We start from the raw sequence: 12,207 nt of genomic DNA, 5'->3' as shown, positions 1-12,207 counted from the left end.
AATTAAATTATGAAAGTCGTTATACAGAGGGTTTCTGAAGCTCATGTAAAAGTAGATGGAAAGATCGTAGGTGAAATTGGAAGTGGCTTTATGCTTCTCATTGGTATAGATGAAAATGATGAACAGACAGATGCAGACTGGCTGGTTCAGAAAATACTCAATCTCAGAGTTTTTGCCGATGCAGACGAAAAGCTTAACCTTTCAATAAAAGATATTTCAGGAGAAATTCTTTGTATAAGCCAGTTTACGTTAATCGCAGATTATAAGAAAGGAAACCGCCCATCATTTATAAAGGCTGCAAAGCCAGATAAAGCAATTCCTCTTTTTGACTATTTTAAAGAGGAGATTGCAAAGTCCGGATTAAAAACAGAAAGTGGGATTTTTGCCGCTGATATGAAGGTTTCTCTCATCAATGACGGACCTGTAACAATTGTAATGGACAGTCAAACGAAATCATAGATTATAAATTTCATAAAAAATATTAAAATATCAATAGAATTTAATAAATTTATTTCACCAAATATTGAATTTTAATACAAAATACTATGAAAACAAAAATCTTTCTTTTATTGATTTTCTGCTTTATGCTATCTTTCGGACAGAACAGAAAAGGGCAGTTTCAACTTGAAAAAAATTCGAAATCACATTCACTCTATGTTTGTTTTTCTAAAACCAGTCATCCAAATGACCTTATTAATGCGGTGTTAAATAAGAATCCTTCCCTGAAGGAATTTGTCCAAAAAAATGAACTGTCATTTGTTGATGAGCTTGGTTTCAGTGATAAGAAACTGAATGAAATGATTGAAGCCAGTAAAAAGTATAAAAAATCAGGCGAGTCCATTGAAAAGCTGAAACGAATTTATAAGGTTGAGAGCCCGATAAAAGATAATGATAATATGGTAAGGCTGGCACGAGATTTCGAAAGGTTCCCGGAAGTGGAATATGCTTCTATACTAAGCAATGAACCTATAACTCCTCCATTTACCAAAACCTTTGTTGCCACTCCAAATCTGGAAACCTCTCAGAATTATTTACTTGGTAATCCAGGGATCAATGTAAATTATGCATGGTCAAGAGGAATTACAGGTCAAAATGTAAGAATCCGTGATGTGGAATATGGCTTCCACAAACCTCATGAAATGCTTGTTACCCGAAATGCGATTCAATATGAATCCGGAGTTTACCCAATTCATCATTAACGGATCCTAACAGTTCTTATTATAGTTATCTTGACCACGGAACTGCTGTGATGAGTATCCTTGGTTCAGCAAAAGATAATATCGGACTTTCGGGGACAGCATATAACGCAACAGAAATGAAGGGTTTTCTGGAATGGACTACAAGTTCATACAATAGAGTGGCTGCTGTTACACGTTCAATAAATGCGTCTCAGGCTGGAGACATTATTTTATATGAAATGCAAACTGGAGGACAGAATTCCAATTATGTTCTTGCTGAATATAATAATGTTGTCTGGGATCTGACAAAAGCAGCAACTGATTCAGGAATTATTATCATAGCCGCTGCAGGAAATGGAAATGAAAATCTGGATAATTCCTTTTATTCGGCTTACAATGCAAGGGGAAATAGTGGTGCGATCGTTGTCGGAGCCGGCTCGGATACATCTCAACATTCCAGATTAAGCTTCAGCACGTATGGTTCAAGAGTAAATGTACAGGGTTGGGGTCAAAATGTTCTAGCCGCGGGTTATGGTTCTTGGGCTAAATATGACAATGACAATAACAGAACATACACTCTCTTTAACGGAACAAGTTCAGCAACACCCATCGTTGCTTCTGCTGCAATACTGATACAATCTTTTAATTTCCAACAAACCGGACAGTACCTTAGTCCTTCCGAAATGAGAAATATCCTTATCAGTACAGGAATACCTCAAGGTGGTAATCTGACGACAAAAATCGGCCCTCTTCCAAATATCAAGGCTGCTATAGAATATTTAGAAAGCAGCCGTACTACGCTTTCATCAAAGACCATGACATTAAGTCCTTTAAAAGTTGAAATATATCCTAATCCTGCATCAAATTTTATTTCGATTAGAAATTCTGAGGATAAAGAGGTCAATTTTGAAATCTTTAATATGATGGGACAGTTGGTATCAAAAGGAACTATTTTAACGGATAAAAAAATTGATATATCAAATCTTCCAAAAGGCAACTATCTCATTCACTCTACTGATGGACAAAGGAGAGTTGTAGAAAAATTCATTAAACAATAAACTATCATTAAAAACGTCTCCCATTTTTTGAGAGACGTTTTTTTAATAAACTTTTATAAAAACTATTTCGCAGGTATACTGCTGAAATTAAGTGCTACCTTTAAGTTCATATCTGAACTGGTCTGATTTTTCAGCTCATAAACTGTTCTTACGGTTACTCCGTTACTCTTTACTACTTCATCTAGAAATCCGTTATTATCCAGATCCAGATTCAGACTTGAGTTGTTTGAAGAAATATTGGTACGGGAAGCCACTAATCTTTCTCCTGTACCTGTTGAAGAAATGTATACTTTAACGCTTTTTAAAGCGCTTAAATTTCCACCTGCCGGAGAAACTACAGAAATTTTCGCATCTGCTAATCTCACGTCTTTTATTTTCGCATTGTTATTTCCACCAAACCAGGTCTGCACATTGGAAGCTGTAGCAGTAGAAGATACTTCTTTGTCTGCAGGTACTCCTGTGGATACTAAAACATTTGCTGTATAAGGGAATGTATTCTGAACCAATGACTGTACTGTTCCACAACTAACAAGAGCAGCTGAAGCTACTATTGCCGTTAAAAATATATTTTTCATAATTAGTAAATCTTAATAATGGATACATTACAGAAACTATACCAAAGATCATTCTACACTTACAGAGAAACTTCCTTTTGTGTTTCCTGATGCCATATTACTTTTTCCAATAATTAACCAAATCTCTCCTCTTCCTGCAACCTGATAAAAAATATCTCTTCCAAAGGGTCCATCATAATCTCCGTTTGGCAGTTTTATTTGATTAAACCTAATGTTAAAATCTTTCTCTTTAGTAGAAATAAAGGCTTTAAGGTCAGCTTTATTATAATTAGTAATCTTTAATATCAACTCCTGCCCATCTTTTGTAAATTGTTCTCCTACAGTAAAGGGAAGTTGGGACGCATCAGCAGTTCTTATAATCTGACCTTCTTTTTCACTTCTCATCACGCCTTTTTTTAAAACATGTTTAGTGACGGGAGAATTATTAATAAGCGAATCTTTTTGTCTTAGCGCAACAGAATCTACTGATGATTCGGGATGAGGCTGCTCGCTAACCATGATCGAATCTTTGTTCGCTGTTTCAGTATTTGCTTCTTTTTTACAAGAAATAATAATCAGTGGGATCAGCAATAAGGACTTTTTCATAATAACTATTCTTTTAATGTTTCATAGTAAAGAATTTTTGAAAGAAAGGTTGGTGACTTCTCTTTTTCTACTTTACTAATAATTTGTTTTTTTAAATTTTTATCATTTTTTTCTTCGGCATATTCCAGTAACTTTTTATCACTGAAATTAATGGATTTTACATGATAATTAACCACAAAATCATTTCGTTTCATGTTTTGGGAAGTTATAAAACCACCCCAATTGATATAACTACAAGCCAAAATTGTTCCATAAAAATACCAGGTCATTGTATTAAATAAGAATGCATTTCTTTTTTTCCCTTGAATTTTAATAAAGGTCATTATCAGGCCAATCAATGCCAAGATCAAGAATCCATAAACTCCAAGCCTTTTATAAGTAAAACCGTAATTAATAATATATTCTGAATTTTTTATCATTGCAGAGATGATCAATACAGCATTCAGCAATATCCAAATCTTAGCCAGAGTTTTCAATAATCCTGCTTTTGGATCAAAGTTGAAACTGGATTTAAAGTAAAACATGATCACCAGTATTGCCATAATGATCGACATGATCACAGCATTTACCCTTTCATGTGTTTCTTCTGAAAGTTGGCTAGGGGTCTTTGCCACCTCATAAAACTGTTCGTAATTATAGGTAATTATAAAAAAAATCAGCAGAACATTTAATGAGAAAAAGGAGATCACTCCACTCATTCTTTCGGCATCTAGGTCCAGAAAAGAGTAGCTTGATTTTACTGTTTTATCTTTCTCATGAAAAGTATTATCTAAAACATGGTTTTGTTTGTAGATAAGTTTTTCAACCGTATAGGTCCAATAATTAAAGGCAATAAATGTCCCTAAAATTGTAATACAGAATAACTGCCAAAAGTTGACATCTAATTCAATGTTGGTAAAGAGATTGGCAAAATGATCACTCCCCACAGAATAAATTCCAAAGAAAATAGCTATTAATATTGTAGGAATAAGAATAAATGCAAACAGCTTCTGCCATAACCTGGAAATATTCCTTTTTGGGAGCCACTGATCAAAACTAAAAAACCGACAGAAAAATGTAAAGCAATTCACTACAAAAACAGGAATTAGTAAAAGAGTTTTCATCCTTTTATTTTTAGATCTATAGGATAAAAGTAAAAGGGAACTTACAACTGCCAAAAATGAAGGAAAATCTCCATACCAGGCAAATGCTACAGAAGAAAGGACACTTGTAAGAACCAAGATATAAAAAACTTTTGTCTTGTTTCTTTCAGGTGTTTTATGCCAGGTAAGTACAGAATAAATAATTCCTAAAATACCTAGGTTTAGTCCTACATTTTCATCATAAAACAGAATGATGAAGAAGGCAGTTGTAAGTAATATATAATGATGTGTTTTCATGATGTAATTAATAATGGGTTATTATATTTTTTTGTTGAATGAAATCTTTCAGATTTTCGAAGTTTTGCCACAATAAAGCTTCAAAATCCCAATGGTGAAAAGGCCTCATATTCTTGCCTTTTTTATATGCCTGCAGGTACATTTTAGAATATTCCGGTAATATCAATGTTCCTAATACAATTGCTGCCAAAAGGTGAGCATTGATCTTTCCGTTTCCTAGAAGTAGGAATTGCATCGCAATTTCATCTTCAAAGTTGGTTCCACATCCAGTAATAAGATGATGTACATCATGATTTTCCATTTTTGGGATCATTGTAAATCCATGACGTTTATAAAACTCACCCAGCTTTCTTCCTAAAGAATCCTCACTGAAGCTAAGCAGTTGTTGCTCATTAAACTACCATTGCCTTTTCTTTTTCTTAAAATACTTTCTGTACAATTTTTGAGTTTTATCATACACAAAAAGTAAAAAGCGAACACGTAATTTTTTCATACTTTGATTATTTTAATAGACTGAGTCCAGTGACTGTGTAAAGGATAGCTATAGGAATATTGGCCAGGAGTATACTCGTTGCCTGTAAACAAGTGTTAAGTTTAGATTTATAGGCAAAGCCATAAATCAACAATCCCAATATCACTAAAAGATTAAGAACGGATCCAAAAATAAGCAACATAAAACCACTCACTGCGAATAGATCAACTCTGGTTATGAGATATCCGAAAAGACATATATTTCCGAATAAAAATGAAGATCCGAACACATATTTTCCAATGTTTAAAATTTGTTTATTATTCATATTACACTAAGAATTTGTTAAAGTAAAAACTGTAATTTCCGGGCGAACCATAAAACGAACCTGGTAAGAATGTCCAATAGCCCGATTGATATAAAGCATCCTTCCATCTTTTAAATTGATTTCTCCAGAGACATATTTTTTATTTTTCACGGGAAGTATAGGAGTAATCACCCCGGGAATCCGACATTGACCTCCATGGGTATGTCCACTTAAAATCCAGCCTTTGTAATTATTCCAGATATCTTTGTCGCATACATCAGGATTATGGCAGAGAACAAGGTTAGCTTTTAAAGGGTCATAATCTTTCATTACCTGCATTGGGTCGAAATTGGGAGAAGTAAGATCTTCAAATCCGATAAAATTAAGACCGTTCTTTTCTCGTTGTTCATTATTAAGCATCTCAATTCCAAAATCATTTAAAACCCCACAGATACTTCGTGAAAGCCCTATATCATTCCAGGTCGGTCCATAATCATGGTTTCCTAAAATCCCAAAAGTTCCTAAACTGCCATAAACAGCGTTCTCCATTACCACTCTTAAATCATTTTGTTCCTGTAAAGTTCCGTGGTTCACAAAATCCCCGGTATAGACTACAAAGTCAGGCTTGAACGGTCGTGCTTTTTCAAAAGATTCAATAAGAAATTTCCAGTCAAAGCGATTTCCCACATGTAAATCTGAAATCTGCATTAATATTTTGCCTTCCAGTGCTTCGGGTAAGTTTTTAATCGGAAGTTTTCTTTCAACAAATTCTACCCAAAAAGGTTCTACCTGCCACGAATACAATGCTGGGAATGCCCCGATTACTGAAGCCTGCATAAGTCTTTTTAAAAATGTTTTTCTTGTCATTGATATTTTTTAAATTCATTTTAACAAAGAACTTTGAAATACAAAGTAAATTTGTAAAAAAATATATGTGTCTAACGTCCTATTAATTTTTCCAGTGCATCCAAATGTTCTGTGAAAGCCAGTCTTCCATTTTGGGTCACTCTGTATGATGTTTTTGGTTTTTTTCCTACAAATTCTTTCTTCACCTCTATATATCCAGCTTTTTCTAACGCATTACTATGACTCGCTAAATTACCATCTGTAATTTCCAATAAACTTTTCATTTCTGAGAAATCAACCCAGTCGTTGACCATAAGGACAGACATAATGCCTAGTCTTACGCGACTTTCGAATTCTTTATTGAGCTGATTTATTTTAATCATAATTTCAGTTATCAGGTTGCAGGGTTTAGTTTTTTTCGAACCGCAAATTTATATTTTTATTTATATTTCTTATGCATAATTAATCCATATACTATATGCAGAATACCAAAACCCACGGTCCAGAAAAGCAGTCCCCATCCCAGAAAAAATAATGAGATCAATCCTAAAATGATTTGACAATATCCCAAGTATTTTACATCAGTCAAAGTATATCTTTCAGCGCTCACCAAAGCCAGCCCATAAAAAATCAAAGTAGCTGGTGCAATCCATACAAAAAGATGATGAAAGAGAAGAGCAAGACAGAAGACACCACCCGTTATTAAAGGGACGCAAAAAGTTATTAATAGACGTTTGGTAGTGCCATCCCATATTTTAAGACCCTTCTTTTTACTTTTATTAGCAGTAAAAATATATCCGCTTAATATGGCAGCAAATAAAATCAAAGTTCCGATAATCACCAATTCTTTAACCAAAGCCATACTGTATATGTTTCGATCTCCTTCGAAATAGTCAATTCCATTTCTTTTAAGAACAAAATAAACATAGCCTGCACCAATTAGTGCCACTAAACCAGCAACAACTCCAGACAATCCACTCAATGAAATAAATCTTGAAGATCTCTCCATCATGGAACGGATATGAGATAGATCTTCGTGATAGTTTTTTGAATCCATATAAAGAACTTTGAAATACAAAGTTATAATTTATTTTTAATCTCCAAAATATTATTTAATAAATTTCAAATAAAAAACCGTCGACCACAATCAACGGTTTTTTATTTATGATAACAAATACTTATTTTGCTCTTAATCTTTCTTTGATAGATTCAATATTTTTCTTTGCAGAATCTTCTAAAATCAAACTTGCACTCATATGAATTCTCGCAGGCATAAGTTCATTAAAATGATCTGTCCCCTCCCAAGATACTTTTTTAATTAAAGCTAAAGCATCACTACTTCTTGATGCGAGAGTTTGTAGAAATTTATTCAGTTTTAAATCCATCTCTTCAATATTGTCTGAAACTGAATGGTATACATTATGCTGTTCTGCCCATTCTGCAGTTCTGAAATCAGCATCAATAGCCATTGCAGAGAATTGGGATTTTCCGATTTTCCTTTCTACATATGGACCAATCACAAAGGGACCAATTCCTAAATTAATCTCAGTTAAAGCCAGTGCGGAATCTTTCGTTGCGAAACAATAATCAGCTCCACAAGCGATACCTACTCCACCACCTGTTGTTTTCCCCTGTACCCTTACCACAACTATTTTACCACAATTTCTCATCGCATTTAAAACTTTAGCAAAACCTCCAAAGAATTTTGTAGAAGCGTCAAGTTCTTCAATTGCCAAAAGTTCATCAAAGCTTGCCCCTGCACAGAAAGCTTTTTCACCTTCACTTTTTACAAGAATAGCTTTCACCTCACCCTTTGCTCCTTCATCTAAAATGGTCTGGGCCAACTTTTCCAAAATAGCTCCGGGAAGTGCATTACTTTTAGGTGTTCCGAAAGTGATTTCGGCGATATTATTTTTAAGCTCTGATATTACGAATTCGTTCATTTTTAAATTTATATTGGATAAATACAAAAATAGTAATTACAGGCTTTTAACGAAAATTAAACCTATACAAATTAAGTATTTCGTCTTTTTTTATTTGTTATAAATTTACTATAAATACAATGTCAGTTTTTATCATTTATTTTTTATAGAAATAGTAATACGTAAAAATACGGAGTCCTTAATTTGGTACTTTCTACTCTACCCGCAAACTCATATATATTGTTCCTTTGGGATATTAAAATACAAACTATTCAGAACTGCTTTTAAAAGCCAAAAAGAATAGAAAAAATTAAAAACCTAAAAAACTTATTATTATGGAAGAATACATGGGCATAGTAAAACTATTTGCAGGAAATTTTGCACCAAGAAATTGGATGCTCTGCGATGGAAGACTGCTAAGCATCTCAAATAACAGCGCTTTATTTTCTTTGTTAGGAACAACATATGGCGGAGATGGAGTAACTACCTTTGCTTTACCAAACTTAATTGGACGTATGGCATTAGGAGCAGGTAGCGCAAGTGGTAAATCTTATCCAATAGGTATTATAGCGGGGAGTGATACCACAACCCTGCAACAACAAAACATGCCAAGCATGATAGGGTTCCAGTTGAAAGTGGCCAACAAAAACGCCAATTCATCAACTCCAACATCATCATCGGCTATTGCAATAACAGGAACACAGGTCGGAAGAGATTTCAACGCAGTACCTAGTTATGTAAATGACAGTCCAGACACTGTAATCAATCCTCAATCAATCTCTTATATGGGACAAAACCTTCCTGTTAATAATATGCCGCCTTTTCTTGGGCTGAATTATATTATCTGTGTTGCAGGAATATACCCTCCAAGAGATTAAAATTCAACAATTACACTAATCTAAATACTAAAATTATGAAAAGCACTACTTTTTTATTGATCTGTAGCCTGCTCATTTCTATTTTTTCTTTTGGGCAGACAAGTACAGAAGCATTCGAAACCGAATCTAACGGCAGCAGTAGCTTTACTGACAACGGAGTTATATTTAATATCATATCCCATGTCTCAACATTTGATATACAAGCCAATTATCCGGGAACCGGTTGGAACGGAACAACTGTTGATAACAGATACATTGACAATTCCGGTTCTGTAGCTCCAGGAGCTTCTTTCAGCATCAAAACAACTTCAAATTTGTTTAAGGTAAACAGATTCTGGGTTTTCCTTTCAAACAACGCTTTAAATCAAACCGTTATTGGAGATCTTACTGTAACTGGTAAATTGAGTGGAGTAACAAAGTTTACTCAAACCAAAACTTCCGGTTTTGCAACGTCTCTAGGGGCTACTAATGGACATACTTTAATAGATTTAACAAATCTGAACGGACAGAATTATTCAAACATTATTATTGATGAACTTCAGATCACCTTGGGTGGTTTATATACCTATGCCGATCTTGACGCCTTTACCTGGGTAAAAGACACAGGAATTGTATTAGCTACTAATGAAGTAAAAACCACAGCGGAGAAAGTAAGTATTTATCCGAACCCAACAACTGGAGCTTTTTCTATAAAAACTGACGAAAATTCCACAGCTGAAATATACAGTCAGGAAGGTAAGTTGGTAAAAAACATAGATATTAAAAAAGGAGTAACCGATGCAGATATTTCTGAGCTCCCATCAGGAGCATATCTAATCAAAACTTCTTTTGGATCATATAAGATCATAAAAAAATAGCTTACAGAAATAGAAACTAATAACCATGAAAACTTTTCATAAGCTATCATTGTACCGTAAAGAAGATTCTAATTCACAAATGATAAATCCCTTGAACTATTCAAGGGATTTATTTTTTAATGCTAAGATATATTTATCAATATATATTTGTTTTTCTTTCAGTCTATACTGCTGTATATATCTGGGATGTTCCAGAACCGTCATTTTATCAAAGAGTTGAGCTTCTTTATTAAGTTTTGAAATAAAATCTGCATTCTTTTTCCCAAGGATAAAAACTTCTGAAGTATCAATATTTAAACTGATATGTTTTTTCAAAGTATTGATCATAAAGTCTTTTACATCTTCAAAAAGTTCTTTATCATCATAGTAATTGGCATTTAGCCATCCACTTTTTGATCTTCTTACGATTGCCAAAGGAAAAGGAGAATTGATATAATAATCTTTATAAAACTTCCCGGCACCACCATACTGCTCAATCATATCATACATAAATACTGAAGATACTTCATGAGTATGAGCTGATTTCATTGATATTCCACAAATACTTTCCAATCGTTTTGTATCTGTAAATGGAACTCCGGTTACTCCCGCTCCATGACGGCTAGGATTAATTCCTATCATAAATTTCCTTTGAATGGAATCATCATAATATTTATGATAAAACTGCTGCATAACATCCATTGTTTCAGGATTATCAAAATATGGGTTCAATACCTGAAAACGATCAGGTAGCGCTCCATTATAATGAAGATTCTTGTTGAACTCAACTACTTTATCTGCAAAAGTATGATCTTCCATTATAATTCTTCATCTTCTTCCTCACCATCATCAGAAAGAGCTAATTCAATATCAATAAACTGAATATACAATCCACAGATCTGATCATTAGCATCATAGGCAAAATAAACAGGATAAGCTCCATCACCAAATCCACTTGCAAACATTGGTATTTGATAGCTGGTATTAGGAATCGTCCAGTTTATCCAATCTCCCAGATCTCTTTGATTTTTGGGATTATCCTTGAAACTTTGTGCAAAAATTCCTGCAAAGTAATCGTCGTAGATATTCTCCACATTAATTTCTGTAAGGAACTTATCAAAGTATGGAATCACTTCTGCATCCGTAATACAGGCAAGTCCCGCATCTACAGAAAACCCGAAATACTCTCCTTCCCCTACTCCTTCTAATTCTTCATGTCCAATTAAAGCTTCCCGGTAAATTACCGGATTATTATCTGTAAAACCTACTTTCGCAACTGCATATCGATCGCCCCATTCTTCAGATTTCACTACCGCTATCTGCACTGGAAAATTTCCTTTCGGAACTTCAATAAAATAAGGTTTTTCCCCAGCGTTAAGATAAACTAAAGGATCTCTTACAATAACTTTTCCAGAAGGAAGAGAAACATCCCCAATATTCATCACTTCCATTTCCTGGCCTAAAATCTCACCAGAAGTAAAATAGGTTTCCAAATCTGTGGGACAAACAAGACTGTCTTTTACCTCATCCCACTTTTGCATCCAGCTTTCATTCATTATTTTTATATTTTGAATTAAGTCTTAAAATTACAGCCTTATTTAATTGTAATCAAATTCTTCTTCATCTTTTAGGCCTTTAATGAAAGTTTCAAAATCTTTTGCAAGAAATGTTTTTTTGTAATCATTTTCCTGATCTACATGCACCACTTCCGGCTCGCCCTTTTTACCACATTTTGAATAATCCAGTAGAATCATATCATGTCCAGCGGAAGGACAATCACAAATATAAACCCCATCATCAGGATACTCCCATTCGGCAATCATAAATTGGCTTCCCAACGCTCCACAAATAGAATACTGTTTATTTCTTCCTATTCCCATAATTCCAGTAATTGCAACGTGATCCTCAGCCCAGGAAGTGCTTTCGGAAGTCGGAAAGCAGTTCTTTTTTGGCATTCCTCCATTTTGAAATTTCATGAGCTCGATGTAAGAGTCTGGTAATCTATATCCTAAGTCTTGCTCAATAGATGTAATTAATTCATCATTAGGAAAAATTTCTATATATTCTTTTATGGAATAGTCATCATTATCCCAAAAATCGGTAAAATCGAAATCCTTAAAAAATTTTAATTCCATAGTATTTTGTTGATTAAAAAAGGGAGCCAATAAAGCTCC

At 34.0% G+C, this 12,207-nt stretch carries 17 protein-coding genes; 5 read left to right on the top strand and 12 right to left on the bottom strand.

The window, feature by feature from the left end; genetic code table 11:
• The first annotated feature begins 9 nt into the window (after positions 1-9).
• The 3 genes from dtd (at position 10) to NG806_RS18660 (ending at position 2,236) form a co-directional block, all read left to right on the top strand.
• A complete protein-coding gene (gene dtd, locus NG806_RS18670; RefSeq protein ID WP_214831279.1) occupies positions 10-459 on the top strand; it encodes a D-aminoacyl-tRNA deacylase in 450 nt (149 codons plus the stop codon).
• An 86-nt stretch (positions 460-545) separates the two neighbouring features.
• Positions 546-1,199 carry a hypothetical protein gene (locus NG806_RS18665; RefSeq protein ID WP_261511012.1) on the top strand — a complete coding sequence of 218 codons (654 nt, stop codon included), beginning with the start codon at positions 546-548 and terminating at the stop codon, positions 1,197-1,199.
• Between the two features lie 50 nt (positions 1,200-1,249).
• Positions 1,250-2,236, top strand: coding sequence for a S8 family peptidase (locus NG806_RS18660; RefSeq protein WP_261511011.1), 987 nt, complete (start codon positions 1,250-1,252; stop codon positions 2,234-2,236).
• A 62-nt stretch (positions 2,237-2,298) separates the two neighbouring features.
• Here NG806_RS18660 and NG806_RS18655 read toward each other — a convergent pair whose 3' ends face one another.
• The 9 genes from NG806_RS18655 to NG806_RS18615 all read right to left on the bottom strand — a co-directional run bounded on the left by NG806_RS18655 (position 2,299) and on the right by NG806_RS18615 (position 8,340).
• Positions 2,299-2,811: a hypothetical protein gene (locus NG806_RS18655; RefSeq protein ID WP_261511010.1), complete on the bottom strand. Its 513-nt coding sequence runs from the start codon at positions 2,809-2,811 to the stop codon at positions 2,299-2,301.
• A gap of 48 nt (positions 2,812-2,859) precedes the next feature.
• Positions 2,860-3,396 (bottom strand): hypothetical protein, encoded by a 537-nt coding sequence (locus NG806_RS18650; RefSeq protein ID WP_214831276.1) that lies wholly within the window; start codon positions 3,394-3,396, stop codon positions 2,860-2,862.
• A 5-nt stretch (positions 3,397-3,401) separates the two neighbouring features.
• On the bottom strand, positions 3,402-4,775 hold the full coding sequence (locus NG806_RS18645; RefSeq protein WP_261511009.1) for a DUF4153 domain-containing protein: 1,374 nt from the start codon (positions 4,773-4,775) through the stop codon (positions 3,402-3,404).
• Between the two features lie 7 nt (positions 4,776-4,782).
• Positions 4,783-5,088, bottom strand: a complete 306-nt coding sequence (locus NG806_RS18640) for a Coq4 family protein (RefSeq protein WP_390882524.1) — start codon at positions 5,086-5,088, stop codon at positions 4,783-4,785.
• A gap of 187 nt (positions 5,089-5,275) precedes the next feature.
• Complete coding sequence (locus NG806_RS18635; protein WP_214831273.1) at positions 5,276-5,572, bottom strand: hypothetical protein; 297 nt, start codon at positions 5,570-5,572, stop codon at positions 5,276-5,278.
• A gap of 6 nt (positions 5,573-5,578) precedes the next feature.
• Positions 5,579-6,418: a metallophosphoesterase gene (locus NG806_RS18630; protein ID WP_214831272.1), complete on the bottom strand. Its 840-nt coding sequence runs from the start codon at positions 6,416-6,418 to the stop codon at positions 5,579-5,581.
• Positions 6,419-6,489: 71 nt separating this feature from the next.
• Positions 6,490-6,780: a winged helix-turn-helix domain-containing protein gene (locus tag NG806_RS18625; RefSeq protein ID WP_261511007.1), complete on the bottom strand. Its 291-nt coding sequence runs from the start codon at positions 6,778-6,780 to the stop codon at positions 6,490-6,492.
• A 56-nt stretch (positions 6,781-6,836) separates the two neighbouring features.
• Positions 6,837-7,454 (bottom strand): hypothetical protein, encoded by a 618-nt coding sequence (locus NG806_RS18620; protein ID WP_261511006.1) that lies wholly within the window; start codon positions 7,452-7,454, stop codon positions 6,837-6,839.
• A gap of 121 nt (positions 7,455-7,575) precedes the next feature.
• On the bottom strand, positions 7,576-8,340 hold the full coding sequence (locus tag NG806_RS18615) for an enoyl-CoA hydratase/isomerase family protein (RefSeq protein WP_214831269.1): 765 nt from the start codon (positions 8,338-8,340) through the stop codon (positions 7,576-7,578).
• Between the two features lie 314 nt (positions 8,341-8,654).
• On the opposite strand from NG806_RS18615, the gene NG806_RS18610 reads away from it, so the two are divergent.
• The gene (locus NG806_RS18610; protein ID WP_214831268.1) at positions 8,655-9,197 is read left to right on the top strand and encodes a phage tail protein; all 543 of its coding nucleotides are present in this window, start codon (positions 8,655-8,657) and stop codon (positions 9,195-9,197) included.
• 35 nt (positions 9,198-9,232) lie between these two features.
• Positions 9,233-10,054: a T9SS type A sorting domain-containing protein gene (locus NG806_RS18605; protein ID WP_214831267.1), complete on the top strand. Its 822-nt coding sequence runs from the start codon at positions 9,233-9,235 to the stop codon at positions 10,052-10,054.
• 96 nt (positions 10,055-10,150) lie between these two features.
• Here NG806_RS18605 and NG806_RS18600 read toward each other — a convergent pair whose 3' ends face one another.
• From NG806_RS18600 to NG806_RS18590, 3 genes are read right to left on the bottom strand one after another with little or no spacing between them, the layout of a single operon-like run.
• Entirely contained in the window at positions 10,151-10,852 is a 702-nt protein-coding gene (locus NG806_RS18600; protein ID WP_261511005.1) for an SMUG2 DNA glycosylase family protein, read from the bottom strand.
• On the bottom strand, positions 10,852-11,589 hold the full coding sequence (locus NG806_RS18595; RefSeq protein WP_214831265.1) for a DUF4241 domain-containing protein: 738 nt from the start codon (positions 11,587-11,589) through the stop codon (positions 10,852-10,854). Before NG806_RS18595 ends, NG806_RS18600 begins: the two co-directional genes overlap by 1 nt.
• Before the next feature lie 42 nt (positions 11,590-11,631).
• The gene (locus NG806_RS18590; RefSeq protein ID WP_261511004.1) at positions 11,632-12,168 is read right to left on the bottom strand and encodes an SMI1/KNR4 family protein; all 537 of its coding nucleotides are present in this window, start codon (positions 12,166-12,168) and stop codon (positions 11,632-11,634) included.
• Between the last annotated feature and the right edge of the window lie 39 nt (positions 12,169-12,207).

Source organism: Chryseobacterium paludis (assembly GCF_025403485.1).
GTDB classification, from domain to species: Bacteria; Bacteroidota; Bacteroidia; order Flavobacteriales; family Weeksellaceae; genus Chryseobacterium; species Chryseobacterium paludis.
This window is presented reverse-complemented; position numbering and strand designations above follow the sequence as displayed.

What these genes read in the sequence shown, in the direction of transcription:
- dtd (WP_214831279.1), top strand. Translation starts at nt 10, where the DNA reads ATGAAAGTCGTTATACAGAGGGTTTCTGAAGCTCATGTAAAAGTAGAT.
- NG806_RS18665 (WP_261511012.1), top strand. Translation starts at nt 546, where the DNA reads ATGAAAACAAAAATCTTTCTTTTATTGATTTTCTGCTTTATGCTATCT.
- NG806_RS18660 (WP_261511011.1), top strand. Translation starts at nt 1,250, where the DNA reads ATGAGTATCCTTGGTTCAGCAAAAGATAATATCGGACTTTCGGGGACA.
- NG806_RS18655 (WP_261511010.1), bottom strand. Translation starts at nt 2,811, where the DNA reads ATGAAAAATATATTTTTAACGGCAATAGTAGCTTCAGCTGCTCTTGTT.
- NG806_RS18650 (WP_214831276.1), bottom strand. Translation starts at nt 3,396, where the DNA reads ATGAAAAAGTCCTTATTGCTGATCCCACTGATTATTATTTCTTGTAAA.
- NG806_RS18645 (WP_261511009.1), bottom strand. Translation starts at nt 4,775, where the DNA reads ATGAAAACACATCATTATATATTACTTACAACTGCCTTCTTCATCATT.
- NG806_RS18640 (WP_390882524.1), bottom strand. Translation starts at nt 5,088, where the DNA reads ATGATCCCAAAAATGGAAAATCATGATGTACATCATCTTATTACTGGA.
- NG806_RS18635 (WP_214831273.1), bottom strand. Translation starts at nt 5,572, where the DNA reads ATGAATAATAAACAAATTTTAAACATTGGAAAATATGTGTTCGGATCT.
- NG806_RS18630 (WP_214831272.1), bottom strand. Translation starts at nt 6,418, where the DNA reads ATGACAAGAAAAACATTTTTAAAAAGACTTATGCAGGCTTCAGTAATC.
- NG806_RS18625 (WP_261511007.1), bottom strand. Translation starts at nt 6,780, where the DNA reads ATGATTAAAATAAATCAGCTCAATAAAGAATTCGAAAGTCGCGTAAGA.
- NG806_RS18620 (WP_261511006.1), bottom strand. Translation starts at nt 7,454, where the DNA reads ATGGATTCAAAAAACTATCACGAAGATCTATCTCATATCCGTTCCATG.
- NG806_RS18615 (WP_214831269.1), bottom strand. Translation starts at nt 8,340, where the DNA reads ATGAACGAATTCGTAATATCAGAGCTTAAAAATAATATCGCCGAAATC.
- NG806_RS18610 (WP_214831268.1), top strand. Translation starts at nt 8,655, where the DNA reads ATGGAAGAATACATGGGCATAGTAAAACTATTTGCAGGAAATTTTGCA.
- NG806_RS18605 (WP_214831267.1), top strand. Translation starts at nt 9,233, where the DNA reads ATGAAAAGCACTACTTTTTTATTGATCTGTAGCCTGCTCATTTCTATT.
- NG806_RS18600 (WP_261511005.1), bottom strand. Translation starts at nt 10,852, where the DNA reads ATGGAAGATCATACTTTTGCAGATAAAGTAGTTGAGTTCAACAAGAAT.
- NG806_RS18595 (WP_214831265.1), bottom strand. Translation starts at nt 11,589, where the DNA reads ATGAATGAAAGCTGGATGCAAAAGTGGGATGAGGTAAAAGACAGTCTT.
- NG806_RS18590 (WP_261511004.1), bottom strand. Translation starts at nt 12,168, where the DNA reads ATGGAATTAAAATTTTTTAAGGATTTCGATTTTACCGATTTTTGGGAT.